The sequence below is a fragment of the Klebsiella sp. D5A genome, from assembly GCF_001620885.1.
GTDB lineage: Bacteria > Pseudomonadota > Gammaproteobacteria > Enterobacterales > Enterobacteriaceae > Klebsiella > Klebsiella variicola.
The window spans coordinates 84,780-104,561 of the sequence record NZ_LOAR01000009.1; the positions used below are offsets into that span (position 1 = coordinate 84,780).

Below are 19,782 nucleotides of genomic sequence, written 5' to 3' on the forward strand. Positions count from 1 at the left end.
AGCGGCTCCTTAGTCTTTAACCACGTTCACCCAGCGGCGGCTGACCATCGAGGCTTCAATCGCCGACAGCACGCGCTGATTCTGCAAACCAAATTCGAAGTTGGGATAGCAGTCGCCCTCCCCGCAAATCCCCTGCACCAGGTCATGCACTTCGATCACCTTGACGTCAAAATAGCCCAGCCCACCGCCGCCAAAATCGAAGCCGAAGAAGCCGGCATAGGCCGGGATCTGGCTCCCGGCATACAGCGTCTTAAAGCCGCGGTCGTGTTTGTCATCGTTGAAGCGATACACCTGCAGCTCGTTAAAGCGCTCCCCGTCCATATACAGCGTGCCTTCGGTGCCGGAAACCTCCCAGAACACGCCGAAGATCCGCCCGGCGGCGATGCGCGAGGCCTCAATCACTCCCGCCGCGCCGCTGTCGAAATTGACCAGGCACTGAACCTGATCGTCATTTTCTACTTCCCGCCACTCGGCATCGGCCGCGACCCGGCTGGCATACCCGGCATCGCGCTGCGGCACCGGACGCTGACGCAGGCAGGTTTGCGCGCTGGCGGTCACTTCGCGGATCCCGCCCAGCAAAAACTGGGCGACCGACAGGGTATGGGCGCCAAGGTCGCCAAGCGCCCCGCTGCCGCCGAGGGTTTTCGAGCAGCGCCAGGACCAGGGCAGGTTCGGGTCGTTATAAAACCCCTGATCAAAGGTGCCGCGAAAGCGCACCGGTTCGCCAATATCGCCCCGGGCGATAATCTGCTTTGCCAGCAGTGCCGCCGGCGTTTTGATGTTGTTAAAGGCCACCATGGTCTTCACCCCCGCGCGCCGTGCCGCCTGCGCCATCTCCTGCGCCTGCTGCTCGTTGACCGCCAGCGGCTTCTCGCAATAGACATGTTTACCCGCCGCGATCGCCGCCATCGCCATTGTGTAGTGCAGATGGTTCGGCGAGGTGATATCCACCACATCAACCTGCGGATCGTTTACCAGCTCGCGCCAGTCGCCGTAGGCCTTTTCCGCCCCCAGTTTCGCCGCATGGCGTTCAGCCAGCGCCTGATCCTGATCCGCCAGCGCGTAGAGATGCGGGCGCTTCGGCAGATCGGGATAGAACATGGCCGCGCGACGGTACGCGTCAGCGTGTGCCTGACCCATAAAACCCGAGCCGATAAGACCGATATTTAACCGCGCGCTCATGCTGCGTGCTCCTCTGACGGTGAAGGGGAAGATAAATGGTGCGCCAGCCAGGCATAGGCGCGGCGGGCGGTGGCCAGCGGCGGCGCCATCGCCGGGTCCTGCTCGGCTTCGATAATCAGCCAGCCGCGGTAGTCACTGCGCCGGACGAAGTCGAGGATCGGCGCATAGTCGATGCAGCCGTCGCCGGGGATGGTAAACAGCCCGGCGCGCACCGCCTCGTTAAAGCTCAGGTTTTCACGATACAGACGCCCCAGCACCTGCGGACGCACGTCTTTCAGATGCAGATGGCGGATACGGTGGCCATATTTTTGCAGCACGCGCGGGATCTCGACCCCGGCGACAAAGGCGTGTCCGGTATCAAACGCCAGCCCGACGTTGTCATGGGTATGGGACAGAAACCGCTCCAGCTCGTCATCGTGCTCCACCAGCATCATCAGATGATGGTGATAGGCCAGCTGGAGGCCATAGTCGCGCAGCAGCAGGTCGGCAAAGGTATTTAGCTTGTGGCAATACGCCGCCAGGCTGACACGGCTTAACGGCGGCGAGAGTGAAATAGGCTCATCAAGCGGGGTTTCACCCGGCAGTTGCCCGCACTCGCCGTAAACCATCACCCTCGCGCCGAGCTGCCGGAGGAGCTGCGCGTGCTCCCGCACCGCCTCCAGCTCCGCTTCCACGCTGCGCTCGGCCAGCAAGCCGCTGTACCAGCCGGACGCCAGGCGCAGGTCAGCCGCCGCCAGCAGCGGGCCCAGCGTCTCTGCCTGGCGGGGAAATTTCCGTCCTAACTCAATGCCCTGATAGCCCGCCTCCCGCGCCTCACGCAGGCAGGTATCCAGGGGGATATCGCCGCCTAAATCCTCCAGCACATCGTTGGTCCAGCACAGGGGGCTCACGCCCCACTGCAGATGCTCTGTCGCCATCTTGTTCTCCTTTTCACCCTGTGGTCTTGTCTGGCGTCACTATAAGCAGGCGACGACCGACGATGAAAACGGAGAAATGATGGAAATCCATCATTGCGCTGGCGATATATCCGCTATTTCAGGTAACCCTGAAAAATAAATGGAAATAATGCTTGCCGCCGGCTTATTTTGCGGCTAAAAATTACTGGCTTAATAACCCGCTTCAGAGGTTATCCCTTTCATTCGAAATATGATGATAGCAATATGAAAAAAACTCAACACCGCACCGGCGCGGGCTTTAGCCGCGCGCCCAGGCCTGGCCTGCTGTTATTTGCGTAAGTGACAAATAGTCACTTTTAAAACATCAATTACTTAACATTCTCTCTGCAATAATATGACATGCAGCGGGAAGGTACAGTGATAAATAAAATCAGGGTAATGATGTTTTACCAATAAATAACCCATCTCCTTCCTGCTAGTTATTTATCAGGAATGGCTGCGGTTATATTTATTCTGACGCCACCGGGAGAATGCACCAATGTGTAGCAACCTTTATGACAATGCACGCCGCTATCGCGATGAGAAACAATAAGATGAATAAGACCTGGCTTTTCACCACCCTCACCCTGGCGCTGGTCGCCGCCGCGCCGGCCCACGCCATTAGCGCGAAATACCGGGAACAGCTTGAACGTTCCGGCTGCACGCAGATGACCAACGGGACCACCTGCGATATTCATAAAACCAAAGCCGAGAATGCCGCCGCCGCGCAGCAGGCCAGCAGCGGCTTCGGCCCCTGGGTGGGCACCTGGTATGTTTATACGGAGTATGGCGATAAAATTGATGAGATTGTCGTCACCGCTAAAACGGTGAAAACCCATGGTCATCTGGTCGAGGCGGCGAAAGCCAGCCAGGGCAAACTGACTTTCCGGGTGAAAAGTTCAGCCTTTACCCTCAACGACGCCTTTAACGGCAGCTGGACAAACGGCAGCCAGCGCGGCTCCCTGCAAAAAGTGCAGTAATCTCCCCGCCCCTGCCGTCCGGCGGGGGCGGAAAGCCGGGTGCGCTAAGGCTTAAAATCCAGTAGCGGATGGTTAAAGATCTGGTAGACCCCTTCGCTGGCAAAGGGCGGGAAGGTCGTGCGCAGTACCGCATCGGTCACTACCGCGCAGAACGCCGGATCGCCCCCCTCCTGCTGCAGTCCGGTCAGTTTTGCACTGCGGTTAAGCGACAGCCGCACGGAGCATATTTTCCCCTGGTAGCGTGCGCTGTTGGGCAATTGAACCATAACCGCCTCTCTGAGCGTGAAGGCGTAGCGCATCAGTTGGTCCTGCGTGGCTTTGCCCGGCGGCAGTGTGTGCGTATCCGGGGCCGCGGCCCGCTGCTGCATCTGGCGGATCAGTTCCTCCTGCGTCGGATGCTTCTCCTTCGCCGCCTGGCAGCCGCTCAGCAGGCTAATAGCCGCCGCGGTCATGAGGGCAATACCAAATTTGCTCATAGCGTCTCCTTGCGAAATGGTCACTATTGTCGCGCGTCTGGCCACGGCAAAACATCCCGATAAATAGCGGTTAGCGGTTCATAAAGCAGGGCAAAAGACAGGATGGGGATAATGCAGGGAGGACCTCCCGGCGCAGGCCGGGAGGGAGTGCAACGGATTACTTCTGCGGACGCATGGCCGGGAAGAGGATCACGTCGCGGATGGTATGGCTGTTGGTAAACAGCATCACCATGCGGTCGATACCGATACCCAGACCCGCGGTCGGCGGTAAACCATACTCCAGGGCGGTGACGTAGTCTTCGTCATAGAACATCGCTTCGTCATCGCCCGCCGCTTTGGCGTTCACCTGATCCTGGAAGCGCTGCGCCTGATCTTCGGCATCGTTCAGCTCACTGAAACCGTTACCGATTTCGCGGCCGCCAATGAAGAATTCAAAGCGGTCAGTGATTTCCGGGTTGACGTCGTTACGGCGCGCCAGCGGGGAAACTTCCGCCGGGTATTCGGTGATGAAGGTTGGCTGAATCAGATGCGCTTCCGCCACTTCGTCAAAGATTTCGGTGACGATACGTCCCAGACCCCAGCTTTTCTCTACCTGAATACCGAGAGATTCCGCCAGCGCTTTCGCCGCGTCGAAGTTATCCAGATCCGCCATGTTGGTTTCCGGACGGTGTTTCTTGATTGCTTCGCGCATGGTCAGTTTTTCAAACGGCTTACCGAAATCAAACACCTGGTCGCCATATGGCACTTCGGTTTTGCCCAGCACCGTCTGCGCCAGGGTGCGGAACAACGACTCGGTCAGTTCGATCAGGTCTTTGTAGTCCGCATACGCCATATACAGTTCCATCATGGTGAACTCTGGGTTATGGCGTACCGAGATCCCTTCATTACGGAAGTTGCGGTTGATTTCAAACACGCGTTCAAAACCGCCGACCACCAGACGTTTCAGATACAGTTCCGGCGCGATGCGCAGGTACATATCCAGAGCCAGCGCGTTGTGATGGGTGATGAACGGACGGGCGGACGCCCCGCCAGGGATCACCTGCATCATCGGGGTTTCGACTTCCATAAAGCCACGAGCCACCATGAACTGGCGCATGGTCGCGAGGATCTGCGAACGGATACGGAACGTATGACGTGACTCTTCGTTGGCGATCAGATCCAGATAGCGCTGGCGATAGCGGACTTCCTGATCCTGCAGGCCGTGGAATTTATCCGGCAGCGGGCGCAGGGCTTTGGTCAGCAGACGCAGCTCGGTGCAGTGAATAGAGAGTTCGCCGGTTTGCGTTTTGAACAGCTTGCCGCGGGCGGCGATGATATCGCCGAGGTCCCATTTTTTAAACTGTTCGTTGTAGACGCCTTCCGGCAGGTCATCGCGCGCCACGTACAGCTGAATGCGGCCGCCGACGTCCTGAAGAGTGACGAAAGAGGCTTTGCCCATCACGCGGCGGGTCATCATCCGGCCAGCCACCGCAACTTCAACGTTCAGGGAAGCGAGTTCATCGTTATCCTTCGCATCGAATTCAGCATGCAATTGGTCAGAGGTATGATCGCGACGGAAGTCGTTGGGGAAGGCTACGCCCTGCTCACGCAGTGCAGCCAGTTTTTCGCGACGAGTTTTCAGTTCATTATTAAGGTCAATGGCCTCATCGGCACCTTGTGCTTGTTGTTCAGACATATGGATTCCTCATAACCTTGCTTTCAAACTAGCTTCGATAAATTGAACCAGGTCACCCTTCCGCGCGGCCTGTCTCTGGGAAGACACCAGAGCACAATCTTAACGATCCTGGATTCACTCCAAGCTGATCTCACTCAGCTATGGCTTCAGTAACGGTATTTTTTATCGTTGGCCTCCGCGCATGCCAGAATATCCTCCTGTTCACTAAGCTGTGCAAGGAGCGACTTCGCGCTCCGCTGTTGATGTCATGCCCCCGGTCGCGCTGCGCTTATCGGGGCTACGAATAGCGGCCCGGATAAGGCGTTTACGCCACCAGCCGGGACGAGCGTCAGGCGCCGCCGCCGGTAACTTCACCGGCAGCCGCACGGCGTTTGCCCACACTACAGGCCGCGGCAAAGGCGATAACGACCATCACCGCCACGCAGCCGAGGGTCCATTCGCCCATCTGCGAGAAGAAATGTTGATAGGCAGCAATCGCCGTGTCGCTAATTTGCGATTCGGTGGTTTGCTGCGCCACCACGCCCGCCAGCCAGTTGGCCACCGCGCCAGTGGCCAGCATATAGATCCCGGTCAACACCCCGGTGACGCCGGGCATGTTCAGACGGGTGATTTGCGCCATCGCCACCGGGTCGATAAACAGTTCGGCAAAGCCCATCATCGCCAGCCCGGCGACCATCATGCCCATCGAGGCCTGGCCGTCAGCCGCGCCGTGGCGGGCATTGAGCGCCAGCAGCATAAAGCCGCCGCCCATCAGCAGCAGGCCGAAAGCGAATTTCAGCCAGACGCGCAGCACCGAACGCACGCTGCCTTCCGGGCGCATCAGCCACGCCAGCACCACGCCGGCCGCCATCACCGCCACCGCGTTGACCGACTGGAACAGCGCGGTTGGCACGTCCCAGTTCAGCAGGCGACGATTGACGAAGTGGTCGATAAACAGGCTAATCGAGCTCCCGCCCTGCTGCGCCAGCACCCAGAACAGCGTTCCGGCGAGCATCAGCAGGACGATCTGCCACAGCGCGCGACGATGCTCCGGGGCTTTGATCATGATCCGCGCCACCATCTGGGCGGCGAACAGGCAGACGATCGCCAGCAGATAGCCGGACCAGTTGTTTTGCAGCAGCAGCGTGAAGAACACCGGCGCCAGGCACAGCATCACCAGCAGCCAGCCCCAGGTCGGCAGCACAAATTTCACTGCCCGCAGCGCCGGTTTATCGACGCCGCGGGTATGCCGGAAATGGCGGCTGCCGCTTAAGAAAATCATCAGGCCGATAAACATGCCGATCCCCGCCAGCGCAAAGCCGATATGCCAGCCGTACCACTGCGCCGCCAGTCCGCAGGCGATGGGCGCGGCGATCGACCCGACGTTGCCGGCGGCGTACAGCAGCGAGAAACCGCCGTCGCGACGCGGGTCGTCGTGAGCGTACAGTTCGCCGAGCAGGCAGCTGATATTGGATTTGAACAGGCCGTAGCCGCAGATGATGATCGCCAGCGCGACGTACAGACTCCATGCGGAGGTCGACTCGACGCCCAGCACCACGTGGCCGAGGGTCATTAACAGCGCCCCGGCAATCACCGCCGTGCGGTTGCCGAGCAGGCGGTCGGCAAGCCAGCCGCCGAGAATAGGGGTAACGTAAACTAAAGATGCGTAGGCGCTGAACAGACTGATGGCATGGCTGTCGTCAAAGCCAAGCTGGTGGGTGAGATAAAGGATGAGTAAGGCACGCATGCCGTAAAAGCTGAAGTACTCCCAGATCTGGATCGCAACGATGTAGTAAATCGCGCGCGGCTGTGAGGGTGTTTTCATAGGTTCTCCTTGCAGCGTGAAAAAAGGGAAGTGGCAAGCCACTTCCCTGGTGTGCGTCTATTACTTGTTGTTTTCTTCTTTCAGCACTTTAACGGTGTAACGACCATCCGCCTGACGATAGGCGCCGTGGATATCGGTTTCGAAGCCCGGGTAGTGGGCGCCGATTTCGCACAGCATCTGCAGGAACTCCAGCACCGGGCGGCTTTCTTCGGTGATCATTTCACCCGGCATCACCAGCGGCACTCCCGGAGGATACGGCAGGATCATGTTGGCGTTGACGCGGCCGACCATCTCTTCGAGATAAACCTCTTCAGTCTGACCGTGCAGCTCTTTCTGGAACGCGGCATACGGGGTCATCACCATCGATGGCAGCACTTCAAACGCGCGGAACATCAGGTCCGGCAGGTTGTGATGCTCAATCAGTTTGTGAATGTTCTGCGCCAGGTCCTGAATACGCATGTTTTCATAGAATTCAGGATCTTCACGGTACAGCGACGGCAGCATGTTTTTCACCCGCAGGTTCAGGTCGAACGCGCGTTTGAAGTCGGTCAGCGCACGCAGCAGGCTCAGCGCTTTGGTTTTGTCGATACCGATGCTGAACAGGAACAGCAGGTTGTACGGACCGGTTTTCTCCACCACGATGCCGTGTTCGTCGAGATATTTCGCCACGATGCTCGCCGGAATACCGAAGTCATCCATGGTGCCGTCTTTCTTCATCCCCGGCGTCAGCAGCGTGACTTTGATCGGGTCGAGGTACATGTGCTCGTTATCGATGTTTTTGAAACCGTGCCATGCACTGTCGGAACGCAGCGGCCAGCATTCAGCGCCATCGATATGCTCCGGCTGCCAAACGTCGAAGAACCAGCCGTCAGACTCGCCTTTCAGACGTTTGATCTCTTTACGGAACTTGATGGAACGTTCAATAGAGCCGTCGATCAGACGCTTACCGGCGTTACCCTTCATCATCGCCGCCGCGGTTTCGGTGGACGCCACGATCCCGTAGTGCGGGGAAGTGGTGGTGTGCATCATGTAGGCTTCGTTGAAGGTCTCTTCGTTTACGTCGCCTTTCACGTGGATCATCGACGCCTGGGAGAATGCCGCCAGCAGTTTGTGCGTGGACTGGGTTTCGTAGATCACTTTCCCTTCGACGCGGCCGCCGCTCATCCCGCATTTGCCTTCATAGATCGGCGAGAAGTTGGTGTAAGGCACCCATGCGGAGTCAAAGTGGATGGATTTCACATCCAGGGTTTTCTTGATGAAGTCGGTGTTATACAGCAGGCCATCATAGGTCGAGTTGGTGATCACCGCGTGTACCGGCCAGGTCGCGTTCGGCGTCTCTTTCACACGCTTGGCGATAGTCGCGTGCTGAAATTCGCTCTGCGGAATACCGCCGAGGATACCGTAGGCGTTACGGGTCGGACGGAAGTAGATCGGCGTAATGTCGCTCATCATCATCAGGTGAGTCAGCGATTTGTGGCAGTTACGGTCAATCAGCACGGTGCTGCCGGCCGGCGCGGAGTACATGCCGACGATTTTGTTAGCAGTAGAGGTACCGTTGGTCACCATGTAGCTGCGTTCTGCGTTAAAGACGCGAGCGATATACTCTTCCGCTTCTTTGTGCGGGCCGCTGTGGTCCAGCAGGGAACCCAGTTCAGAAACCGAAATGGAGATATCGGATTTCATGGTGTTGGAACCAAAGAAATCATAGAAGATGCTGCCTACCGGGCTTTTCTGGAACGCGGTACCGCCCATGTGGCCAGGGGTACAGAAGGTGTATTTGCCTTCACGTACATATTTGAACAGCGCTTTGGTCAGCGGTGGCAGAATGGTGTCGATGTATTCGTCAGTGTTCTGTTTGATTTTGTTCGCGATATCTTCCGCAGCGCCCAGCGCATATTCGAAGAAGCGAACCTGCATGCGCAGATCGTTCAGGCTAACGTCCAGAGTCGAGTAGGTGTTAGCGAACGCGTACAGCGGCATGTACTCGTTCATTTTGCTGATTTCTTCGCACAGTTCGAGATTGTATTTATCCCAGTCGAAGATCACGCCGCACAGACGAGAGTTGTTTTCGATAAGTTTTAATAAGTCGTCACGGTCGTTCGGGTAGACAATACGGAAGTCCAGGCGTTCGAGAGCACGATGCAGTTCACGGATGGGTTCTTCTTTGAAGTAAACACCCATGTGATTCATGATTGCAATAACGTTCATAGTCAAATCTCCAGATGTAGAAAGCCCCTCCCGTCGCGTGATGACAGGTGATGGAAGGAGCCTCAGGAAAAAGGGTTACTGATTAGTGCGCGTTAGCGGGGCTGTTGTTATCCGTTGCGTTGTTCTGGCGCTGGTGCATTTTGCGACCGTAGAACATCAGGATAATCAGGCTAACGATAAAGGTGCCGGCCAGTTCGAAGGAGCTTGCGCCCATCAGCGCGATGAAGCAGAACACGCAACCCAGTACCGAACAAATCAGGCTAACGAAGTTACGAATGTTGATGCCTTCGAAACGAATCAGGTCAACACAGGAGTAGAAGTAAGGCAGCATGGTCAGCAGTACCGCGATACCGGTCAGTTCGCCGAACAGGTCAGAAGCTTTACCACCGGCGGAGTTCATCAGGGTAATCAGCACCATCAGCGCGGTCATTTTCACCGCCGCCAGCAGCAGGCCTTTTTTCGGGATACCGTTGCTATCGACTTCGCCATACACTTTCGGGAAGTTACCGTCGTTGGCGGCACGTACACCGGCCTGGCCAACCAGCATCATCCACGAGCCCAGAGAAGTCAGGCAAGCGAAGGCGGTGAAAGCGGAAACCATCGGAGCAGCCCAGCCGCCGAGAATGGTAGAGGCGCTAATCGCGAACGGCGCACCGGACGCAGCCATCTGAGAAGCAGGATACATACCGGCGATAACCTGAGTCGCGGCGATATAGACAATACCGGCCATCGCAGTACCCAGCATGGTTGCCAGCGGTACGGTGCGTTTCGGGTTTTTCACCATCCCGGTACTCACGGCGGCGGATTCGACGCCAACAAAGGCCCACAGGCAGAGCAGGATACTTTTAATGACCGCGTGGCTATCGGTGGTGCTGGAGGTGTTCCAGTTCGCCTGATAGGTGGCGACATCAAACCAGTGCCAGCCGACAACCGCGGTCATGACCACTGGAATAAGCACCAGTACCAGACCAATAGTGGTCAGACGGCTGACCCAGGTCCCGCCGAGCATATTAACGAAAGTAAAGATCCACACGATGGCAATACAGGCAATACCTGCTGGCACCGGGTTATTTAAAATTGGGAAGAACGTTGAGAGATAAGAAACTGCGGTAATCCCGATGGCCAGGTTACCAATCCAGTTTGCATGATAATAAAGCACACCGGTCTGGAAACCGAATGCGGGAGATATTTCCCCGGCGTAGGCAATTGGACCACCCTGTTGCGGGTTCTTAGTGGCCAGTCGGGCATAAACATAAGCCAGAGACATCGCACCAATAATTGAAATTACCCAGCCCCAAATGGCAATACCACCGATGCTGGCCAGGTTCGCAGGTAATAATGCAATACCGCTCCCCATCATATTACCGGCGACGACACCGGTACAGGCAAATAGCCCGATCTTCTTGGCAGAACTCATGGTTGTTTTTCTCCTAAGTTTATTTGGGAGGTACAGATCATGATACAGAACCATTAATTGACCCGACCAACTGCCAACAAGATTACTGATTTGTACGAGATAAGTCCTAAAGATAAAGTGAAATAACAACAAACATCAGACAAATGATATTTTGACCTTTTTCGCTTAACATATAAACATGACAACAGGGTGTCAGAAAAAGATAAACATCGTTTAATTACATGTAGTTAGAGCGGGAGGCAAGTGTTACTGAAGTGTTATTCAAAGCCTCCTGAATGCTAAATACAAATAACAACAGGAGACTTCATGAGAAACATAAATTTAACCTCACCATGCCCAAAACCTTGCGCATGATGAGGGTTTACTTATTCTGAAGAGAGGAAATTGTCGAGATACGGTACCACCCGATTAACTGATGTCTGGAAAACACCGTTTTCAATCCAGTACAGGGTATCCCCGCCGGGCCGTAAATTAAACGCAGTGATGTAAGAATCGGCAGCCAGTCGGTTCTCTCCTTTCATCTCATAGACTTTGCCTAACAGCACATAATTCAGCCACGACATCTCTAAATCAATCGCACTGTTAATCGCGGTATTCGCTTCGTCGACTTTACCCTTACCCAACGAATCTACCGCTTTTATTTGATAATAAATCGCCATGTCTTTAATACCCGGCATCTCCCCTACCCGCTCAACCTCACTGTAGAGGGCAGCCAGCTGTTTATCGTCCAGCGGCTGCTGCGAATGGCGTAATACATCCACCAGCGTTTTTTCGGCATAGGCGTAAATAAAATCCGGCGCCCGCTTAATCACATCATCCAGCAGGCTACTGGCTTTACTTAATGAATCGACATCGCCCTTCATTAACAGCTGATGCGACTGGTAGAAATAGGTTAACGCCACGCTCTGCGAGGGCTGATATTGCCTGAGCATCGCCTGCATCCGCGCCGGCCACGGTTGCGTCAGGGCATCCGACAGGCTGTTCATCAGATCGTTCTGAATGGTCAGCTGGTTGTCGTTGGTCACAAAGTAGCGTTTATCCAGCATCGTCGAGCTGTCGGCGTTATCCACCAGCTGGACCGACATAAAGCACTGCTGCGCCCGATAGTGGCGCTGATTGACGAACTCAATGGTCAGCGTTTTCCCGGAGCTGCTCGGCTCATTGATGTTGTAGTCCGTTTTGTCATGCACCATAAAGGTCGAGAAGGTGTTCAGCGAGGTGGTGATCAGGCTGGCCAGGCCGACCGCGTAAGAGTGCTGCGACGACCAGTTGGCGCAGGAGTTACCATTGACCAGGTGGATATCGATATCGCGCGGATTGAGCAGCAGGCGCGCCTTGTTGACCGGCGGCCGCGACTCCATGCTCGACAGCGCCACCAGCGCCACACAGGTGCCCAGCGCCAACAGGAACAGCCCCCACACCAGGGCGGTGGTGAGGCGTTTGCGGGCCGATGGCGCGCTGGCGACAGCGGGAGCCGCCGCCGGCGCTGTCACCGGCGCGGTAAGATCGGCGGAGGAGTCGGGGGCTTCTGGCGGCCCACCGGCAGCCGGTGGCACGGGAATAGCGGTCGACGACGAAGGCGTCAGCGCCTCCACCTGCGGGGCGAGTTCCTCCCCCTCCTCGGTGCACCAGATCACCGGCACCGTGAGCTTATACCCCCGTTTGGGTACCGTCGCGATGTACTCAAGGCTAACGTCGTCGCCGTCTTTGAGCGACTTGCGCAGTTCGGAAATACTCTGCGTGACGACGTGGCTGGTCACAACGTTCCGGGTCCAGACGTTTTCGATAAGCTCGTCCCGGCTAAGCACTTCCCCCGGATGGCGGGCAAAAAAGACCAGAAGATCGATTAAACGCGGTTCAAGGGTAAGCTGGCGCCCCTTCCTGCTGATTTGGTTTACAGAGGGGGTTACCAGCCATTCACCGACGCGAACAACAGGTTGTAGCATACAAGAAAGCCCCAGACAAAAAGGGAAAGGCGCGATGATAACACATTTGTCCTACCTATTTTTGCCAGGGGTCACTCCCTCAGGCATTAGGTCAGAATTGGCTTTTTATCAACAATAAAAAGCAATAATTCATTAACATCGTGATCATGAAATTTATATATAGCGATAAAAACGCATTTCCGCTGCCGCAATTGCCTAAGGCAATTCCGATGGCAGAAAAAAAATGAGCCCGGAGGCTTAACGCGCTCCAGGCTCAATGCGTCGCGCGCCGCTACGGCACGCTTTTAAAAAGGTTATTTATACACTTCCGCTGTGGCTTCGAAGTTTGGACCATGCTCGCGCGCGGCGGTAATCACGTAATATTTTCCGCCTTTCTCATCGGCCAGCTTAGAGAGCTGATCGTGCAGATCGGAAGGTGAAGAGAACTCGCCACCGGACGGCCCTACCGAGATCGGTCCGACCTTGGTCAGTTTGAAGTGTTTCACTTCTTCTTTGGTGATCAACTGTGCGGCGGACGCGCCAAATGCAACGGCGGAAAGGGCTAACGCGACTATCACTTTTTTCATCCTGCAATCTCCTTGGAATTAGCCTTCAGTCAGGCTCTTTCAGTATAGACGGCGATTTACTGAGCGTGCTACCGATGCGCTTATTTTTCGGCCGAAGCGTTCAGTAACGCGGCGGTACCCCTTCCGGGCGAGTCTTAAAACGCCGGTGCAGCCACATATATTGCTCGGGCGCCATCAGTATGCACTGTTCGATAATCTGATTCATCCAGGCCGCCGTGACCTCGGCGCTCGCCAGCGGCGGCGTGCGCTCTGGCGTCAGAGAGATCAATTCATACCCCATGCCGTTGGGCTTGCGCCGCGGAACAAACGGCACAATCGTCGCCCCGGACATTTTCGCCAGCATCCAGGTGCCGGTAGTGGTCGCCGCCTGCTCGACGGCAAACAGCGGGGCAAAAACGCTGCTGGCCGGGCCGTAATCGTGATCTGGCGCGTACCAGAGGATCTCCCCCTCTTTCAGCGCCCTGACCATCCCTTTCAGATTTTTTCGATCCAGCATGGTCTTGTTCGAACGCAAGCGTCCCCAGGTCTGCAGCCAGTCAATCAGCGGGTTATCATTGGGCCGGTAGACGCCAATGCCCGGGGTAAACATGCCATACATTCGCGCCCCCATTTCGAGGGTCAGAAAATGGATACCGATCAGTAAGATGCCCTGCTTTTGTTCCAGAAGCTCCACCACCTCGTTAACGCCGCTGGTCTCGGTCCAGCGCGCCACCCGGTGCGTCGGCCAGAACCAGGCCATGCCGGTCTCCATCAGCCCCATGCCCAGCGATTCAAAGTTTTTCACCAGCAGCGCCTCGCGGTCGGCGGCGCTCATCTCGGGAAAGCAGAGTTCAAGATTACGTCTGGCAATCCGCGCGCGGCTTTTCATCACCCGCATTGCCAGCCGCCCAAGCGCCGTTCCCAGACGGTAGATCACCGGATACGGTAATTGCACCAGCAGCCACAAAAAGCCAATTCCCAGCCACAACAGCCAGTAACGCGGGTGCAAAAGCGCGCGGGAAAATTTGGGTAAATTTGACATAGTAATCCTGTTAATTCACTCAATAATAGCTGAGCAAAAACCGCGAAATAAAGTAGCGGATCCTGCATGTTATATTTTTCCAATTCGTGCGGTAATACTCAGACACAAAGGGCGTTATTATACGTCGCTCCTTGAGTAATTTCAGCCCTTGCGATGACGGCTACTCTATTATTAGGCAGATCGCGTAAAATTTCCTGTTTAATGCATAAATAAATAAACCTAACCTCTACGGCGCGGCCGATTGTCGATAAAATCGCCAGTACATTTGCCTCAGCCTCTCGACCAGTGCCTCGTTTACTCACGCTCTATTATGGCGATAGCAAACGCAAACAGGCCGTTCAGCCCGGTCTGATATGGCCAGCATGCGGTTATTTGTGACTGGGGCAAAGGTTAAGCATCGACATTGCGGATCCTTTTCCCAGATATGCTACGTTTACAGCGCTCATTCGACGCAAGTGCCTTTGCCGACGTCGCCGCTTTCAGAAGCCATAGTGAGAAGGAACTATGACAATGAATTATCAATTAGTGAAGCAAGTCAGAGAAAATAGCCCATTAAGAAAAAGCTTCATTGACCTTGCCGTTAAGACTTTTGATCTGTCTTTTGAAGAGTGGTATCAGCAAGGTTACTGGACCGACGCCTATATCCCCTACGCCTTTGTCGAACGCAATAAAGTTATCGCTAACGCCTCGGCCAATATCATCGACCTGCGCTGGCAGGGCGAGCCCCGGCGTTATATTCAGATTGGCACCGTGATGACCGAACCGGACCACCGTAATAAGGGATTAGCCGGCCAGCTTATCCATCACATCCTGCAGGACTGGCAGCAGGAGGCGGACGCCTTCTTTTTATTCGCCAATCCCACCACGGTGGATTTTTACCCCAAATTTGGCTTCACCCGCAGCGAAGAGCATCAATATATTATGCCGGTTTCCCCGCGAGCCGGTGATTTTCGTAAACTGGATATGGACAGCGCTGACGATGTCGCCCTGCTCCGCCATTACTATGAAAAATCCAACCCGTTCTCACCGCTGCGGGTGGAGCATAACTTTGGCCTGCTGATGTTTTACTGCTCAGCCTTTATGAAGCATTTTGTTTATTACTCGGCAAAAAATGAGGCAGTGGTCATCGCCATGCAAAACGGTCCGGTGCTGATCTGCTTTGACCTCTTCTGCGAGGAGGGTAAGAGCCTGTCGACGCTGGTCAACGAACTGGCCGATGACCATGTTTACCAGGCCATCCTCGGTTTTACCCCTAATGAAGACCGGCTCGGCGAGTATGAGAAAATAGAGGGAGAAGATATCCTCTTCGTCTATGACCAGAAGGAAAACCTGTTTAAAGACAGGAAGTTGATGTTTCCTTTACTGGCGCATGCCTGACGACGCCACGCCGTCAGGCCGATCAGTTATAAGTCACCACGAAGGTCGCGCTGGCGTTCGCCTCGCCCGCAGTCACTGCGGGCTGCGTCTGGATATAGCGGGCCTGATAGGATAAACGATAGTTCGTCTGACTGCCTTTATTCCCGGACCAGACCTGGCTCACCTGGTTTAGCGGCACCAGCGCGCCGCCGGCACTGAGGATTTGCACGCCAAGTCCGGATGCGCCTTCAGGTTGGTCATCGATTTTAATCACCTCGTTGGCGGCGACAGCGCTGTCCACCGTCGCGTTAAACTGCATAAACACGCTGCCGACATTTTCACAGTTCGTCAGGTTGATGTTAAAAGGAACCGGGGCGGTGGTGCTGTTGAGCCCGATAAACGCGGTTTTGTTATGCCGTCCGAGGAAGACGTTAATGTTTTTACTGTCGTCAGTAATCTTGCAGGTGGGTGATTTGACCTGAATACAGAGCCCACTGACGCTAAAGCGCATCGCCTGTACTCCGCCAAGATAAATATCGCCAAGGTAATCGTTAAGGCAATACTCGCCCGGCGGCGGTAGACCGCCGTTATCGGCAATCCGCCAGAAATAGATGGTCGGTTTTTTATTTTCCGCCTGAAATGCGCGCTGGCCGGAAAATACCGGCGCTGAGGGCCAGGCCGTGAACAGGGGATCGAAATTAATGCCATCCTGTTCCCCCATCTGGAAGCTGTAACCAATGCCCGGCAGGCGGTCGATGCTGTAGATATCCCCGGGCTTGCCGTCTCCCGCCGGGCCGACCCGTGAGCCGCCGATGCTCTGAAACCCGCCGGGCTCGCTGCCGCTGCAGGCGATCTCCCAGCGTTCGTTATTAGTGATAATCATCCCTCCGTAGCTGTATAGCAGGGAGCCGATGGGGCGATTGCTGACGTCAAGGTTGATACTGGCCTGGCTGACGTTCACTGAATACTCGATAGTTTTGCCACTGACCATCTGGCAAGCTGCCGACAGCGAGGCGCAGTATCCGCCGGCCAGCAGAAGCGGTACCCCTGATGCGATGATTTTTTTCATATTACTTCTCCTTTATTCCCGGCCGGCAGACCTGATGCGGCGTACCGCGGCTAACCTGTTGCGCCGCGTCGCCGCGGATGGCATAGGCCAACCGGCAGCGTTGCCCGCTGCGTTCGCCCCATACTACCGAGACGCTGCCGTCGGCCTGCGGCACCCGGGCATACAGCAGCCCGCCCTGACCGACGGCGCCAACCGCCCGACCGCTGTCGTCAAACACCTCCGCGCCCAGCGGGGGCGCCGCGCCATCCGGCAGCGTGACATGGGCAAACCAGGGATAGCCGGTACGCGTGACAAATTTGACCTTCACCGCCGCGCCCGAATCGGGCACCACCGTCGTGCTGCTGGAGACAATCTCCACATGGTCGTTCAGACCCTGCGGATCGAGATCCAGCCAGTTATCGGTAAAGGGATCGAGGTAAGGGATGATCGTAAAACCCTGGCGGTTTATTGGCTGTCCGAGGCGGTTTGCCACCCGAGCGCCCGCCGCGCCGGGCGCTTCCACAATGGCGAAGGTTTCCCCCAGTTCGGGGGTGGCGGTCATTCCGCCCTGATGCGCCACCAGGGCGCCCGATGCCCCCAGCGAGTACTGCTGCTGGTGGCGACCGGCGCTGGCGCTGGCATTCAGGTACGCATAATCCGTACGCAGGCTACCGTTGCCCCCAACGCTGGCCTCGTGCGGGTTCTCCCGCGGCATGTCGTAGCTGGCGGTCAGGCCATAGCTAAAGGCATTTTTCTCGCCAGCGCTGCCGGTATAGCTGGACTGCAGCTGGCTGCCGTAGCTCTTATCATGGTTAAAGCGGGTAGTCAGGCTGCCCGCCTGCCCGAAGGGCAGCGAAAAGGAGATGCCCACCACCTGATTATTGCGGTGATGAATATCCTGACTCTGCTGGGCGTACAGGTAGTAATTGAGCTGACCATAGCGGTTGGCGTACCCCAGCTGATAGGAGCGCCAGCGGTGGTGGCGGACATCCTCACTCCAGATTCCGTTAAACGACAGGCTGCCGCTGCCGGCCTGCTGAGACAACGTCGCGCTGTAGCGGGTCATCTCCCGCCAGTCGTTGGGGTAACGGTCGTGCTCCCGGACGGCGTCGCGAATGGAACGATAGTTGCCGTCGTTGCTGTGGCTCATCGAGACCAGCATCCGCGTATCGGACGCGAAGGATTTTGATGCGGATACCCGCCAGCGATACCCCTCCTGCCAGCCGCGTTCCCTGCCCTTCGCCGCAGAACGGGAAAGATCGACCGCCAGCGCCCCCCAGTAGGTATTGAAGGCGCTGCCGACCAGCGTCGAGTAATAATCCGTCGTCGCGTTGGCGCCGGTATAGCCGCTGACATAGTCATTGAAGCCGTACTGCACCGTGGCTTCGCCAAATCCCGGCCGCCCGGCGATCCCGTCCTCATCCAGATAGCCCAGCGACAGGTCATAGTAGACCGCGCCTGCCCGCACCAGGCCAGGCAGCGCGGCGTACGGCACGGTAAAGGTCTCCTGACTGCCGTCCGCCTCATGGATCGTTACCTGTAAATCGCCGCCGGCGTTGGTGGGATAGAGATCGTCAAAGGTGAATTTGCCCGGCGGAACCGTGGCCTCGTACAACAGGGCGCCGTTCTGGGTGACCGTCACGCGGGCATTGGTGCGCGCCACGCCGCTAACCGACGGCGCAAAGCCGCGGCGGGAGCCCGGCAGCATGCGCACATCGGTAGCCAGCCTGCCGCCGATAAAACTGACGCTGTCAAAGAAGGTTCCGTCGGTCCATCCCTGACCCAGCCGTAACGTGGACGCCCAGTTCACTACACTTCTCTCAGCCCAGGTGGCAATGCTATCCCAGTGTGTATTCCCCTCCTGCGCCTGGTAGCTGGACTGGTGATGTAAACGCCAGCCAAAGGCGCGCAGGCTGGCATCCAGCCCGAGATAATGATGGCTGCTGCTATCCCCGTCGACGATGCTCTGATAGCTGTTGGCCTGATAGCGCAGCACTGCGGCGGGCACGCCGCTATCCACCTTCTTCAGGTTCACCGCCCCCCGATAATGGGGTTGCAGCAGCGCCTGGGGCATATTCACCCGCAGGACGTTTTCCCCGCTGTCATACTCCCAGCCGATCGCCTTATTGATCTGCGAAAAGCGCAGGCAGGTGGCCGCCGCCGGCCACTGGGCATCCTTCAGCTGCAGGGCGTCGAACAGCGAGGGCGAGATGCAGGGCTCAAGCTGGCCATCGCGTTCCTGGATAACAAACGTTTCTTCCGCCAGGTCCCGGCCATTCACCGAGAGCGTGCTGCGATACTGTCCGGTGTGCAGCGGATTACCGTATTGATATTTCTGGAGATCAACCTGCGCGGCGCCGTGCAAATGGGCGCGGTTAAAACTAAACGCCTCTGCCGCCCATGCCTCCTGCCAGGGAAGGAGCAGCATCAACCCAAACTTGATCTCCCTGAGTTTCATAATAATGTCCTTACTGAGGATAATTATGATTCACTACCGCGCCGTAATCATTGATGGTGGTGAAGCTGAATTTCTCCGGCAGCGTACGCAGCGCGACCTCTTTAAGCGCGATCTCCAGCGAGGAAAAAGGGGCGACCATGCCAGCGGACTGTTTTTGTCCGTTAAGGGTGATGCTGTCGATGGTGATATAGCGCGATGAGGCATTGCTCACCCGCAGCCTATTGCCCGTGGGAGCCAGCGCCCAGCGCAGGGCATTCTCCGGCGCCATTTTTTCCGCCGCCACGCCTGCCGGACGGTAAAACAGCTTGATACGCGACCGTATCGCGAGCTGGAGGTAATTGATTGCCGTGCCGTTTTTCGGCTCAGGTGGGATGTCCAGCAGATTAAACCAGAACAGCGACTCCCGATCCTGCGGCAGACGGCTGCCGTTGAACACCAGGCGCCAGCTTTGACCCTTTCCCGGCTCGATACGCACAATCGGCGGCGGCACAATAAACGGCGCCGAATCTTTTTCCGGTTGATTTTGCACGCGGCCATCGTCGACCCAGACCTGCGTCAGAGAGGGGGTCTCCCCCATATTGGTGGCCCGGACGGCGATCTCTTTTTTGTCGCCGGGAAAAATAATCCGTGTGCCGTCAATAACCATGCTGGCGTCCGCCGAGGGTAAAATGCAGGACAGCAGCCATGCCAGAACCATACGCCGCATATTC

15 protein-coding genes are annotated in these 19,782 nt (G+C 56.6%); 2 read left to right on the forward strand and 13 right to left on the reverse strand.

Going from position 1 to position 19,782, the window contains the following annotated elements:
- Positions 1-9 precede the first annotated feature (9 nt).
- Positions 10-1,182: a Gfo/Idh/MocA family protein gene (locus tag AS136_RS14665; RefSeq protein WP_023297162.1), complete on the reverse strand. Its 1,173-nt coding sequence runs from the start codon at positions 1,180-1,182 to the stop codon at positions 10-12.
- On the reverse strand, positions 1,179-2,099 hold the full coding sequence (gene iolE, locus AS136_RS14670; protein ID WP_008805488.1) for a myo-inosose-2 dehydratase: 921 nt from the start codon (positions 2,097-2,099) through the stop codon (positions 1,179-1,181). The genes AS136_RS14665 and iolE overlap by 4 nt, the downstream gene beginning before the upstream one ends.
- 572 nt (positions 2,100-2,671) lie before the next feature.
- Here iolE and AS136_RS14675 point away from each other — a divergent pair.
- Positions 2,672-3,097 (forward strand): hypothetical protein, encoded by a 426-nt coding sequence (locus tag AS136_RS14675; protein WP_063266822.1) that lies wholly within the window; start codon positions 2,672-2,674, stop codon positions 3,095-3,097.
- Between the two features lie 44 nt (positions 3,098-3,141).
- On the opposite strand, the gene AS136_RS14680 is transcribed toward AS136_RS14675, so the two are convergent.
- The 8 genes from AS136_RS14680 to AS136_RS14715 form a co-directional block, all read right to left on the reverse strand.
- Positions 3,142-3,573, reverse strand: a complete 432-nt coding sequence (locus tag AS136_RS14680; RefSeq protein WP_012968783.1) for a cell envelope integrity TolA C-terminal domain-containing protein — start codon at positions 3,571-3,573, stop codon at positions 3,142-3,144.
- A 157-nt stretch (positions 3,574-3,730) separates the two neighbouring features.
- Positions 3,731-5,248 (reverse strand): lysine--tRNA ligase, encoded by a 1,518-nt coding sequence (gene lysS, locus AS136_RS14685; RefSeq protein WP_063266823.1) that lies wholly within the window; start codon positions 5,246-5,248, stop codon positions 3,731-3,733.
- 328 nt (positions 5,249-5,576) lie between these two features.
- Positions 5,577-7,052: a dipeptide permease DtpD gene (gene dtpD / locus AS136_RS14690; RefSeq protein ID WP_012542563.1), complete on the reverse strand. Its 1,476-nt coding sequence runs from the start codon at positions 7,050-7,052 to the stop codon at positions 5,577-5,579.
- A 60-nt stretch (positions 7,053-7,112) separates the two neighbouring features.
- Positions 7,113-9,260 (reverse strand): lysine decarboxylase CadA, encoded by a 2,148-nt coding sequence (gene cadA, locus AS136_RS14695; protein WP_023322169.1) that lies wholly within the window; start codon positions 9,258-9,260, stop codon positions 7,113-7,115.
- Positions 9,261-9,342: 82 nt separating this feature from the next.
- A complete protein-coding gene (cadB, locus tag AS136_RS14700) occupies positions 9,343-10,677 on the reverse strand; it encodes a cadaverine/lysine antiporter (RefSeq protein WP_008805484.1) in 1,335 nt (444 codons plus the stop codon).
- Positions 10,678-11,042: 365 nt separating this feature from the next.
- Positions 11,043-12,623: a lysine decarboxylation/transport transcriptional activator CadC gene (cadC, locus tag AS136_RS14705; protein WP_008805483.1), complete on the reverse strand. Its 1,581-nt coding sequence runs from the start codon at positions 12,621-12,623 to the stop codon at positions 11,043-11,045.
- Positions 12,624-12,916: 293 nt separating this feature from the next.
- Entirely contained in the window at positions 12,917-13,189 is a 273-nt protein-coding gene (locus AS136_RS14710) for a YdgH/BhsA/McbA family protein (protein ID WP_002892402.1), read from the reverse strand.
- 100 nt (positions 13,190-13,289) lie between these two features.
- The gene (locus tag AS136_RS14715; protein WP_008805482.1) at positions 13,290-14,210 is read right to left on the reverse strand and encodes a Kdo(2)-lipid IV(A) acyltransferase; all 921 of its coding nucleotides are present in this window, start codon (positions 14,208-14,210) and stop codon (positions 13,290-13,292) included.
- A 510-nt stretch (positions 14,211-14,720) separates the two neighbouring features.
- Between AS136_RS14715 and AS136_RS14720 the strand changes: the two genes are divergently transcribed.
- Positions 14,721-15,587 carry a GNAT family N-acetyltransferase gene (locus AS136_RS14720; protein WP_012542565.1) on the forward strand — a complete coding sequence of 289 codons (867 nt, stop codon included), beginning with the start codon at positions 14,721-14,723 and terminating at the stop codon, positions 15,585-15,587.
- Positions 15,588-15,609: 22 nt separating this feature from the next.
- On the opposite strand, the gene AS136_RS14725 is transcribed toward AS136_RS14720, so the two are convergent.
- The 3 genes from AS136_RS14725 to AS136_RS14735 are packed head-to-tail and all read right to left on the reverse strand — an operon-like array spanning position 15,610 to position 19,778.
- Complete coding sequence (locus AS136_RS14725) at positions 15,610-16,635, reverse strand: fimbrial protein (protein ID WP_063266824.1); 1,026 nt, start codon at positions 16,633-16,635, stop codon at positions 15,610-15,612.
- A gap of 1 nt (position 16,636) precedes the next feature.
- Positions 16,637-19,072: a fimbria/pilus outer membrane usher protein gene (locus AS136_RS14730; protein ID WP_063266825.1), complete on the reverse strand. Its 2,436-nt coding sequence runs from the start codon at positions 19,070-19,072 to the stop codon at positions 16,637-16,639.
- A 10-nt stretch (positions 19,073-19,082) separates the two neighbouring features.
- Entirely contained in the window at positions 19,083-19,778 is a 696-nt protein-coding gene (locus tag AS136_RS14735) for a fimbrial biogenesis chaperone (RefSeq protein ID WP_063266826.1), read from the reverse strand.
- Positions 19,779-19,782: the final 4 nt, after the last annotated feature.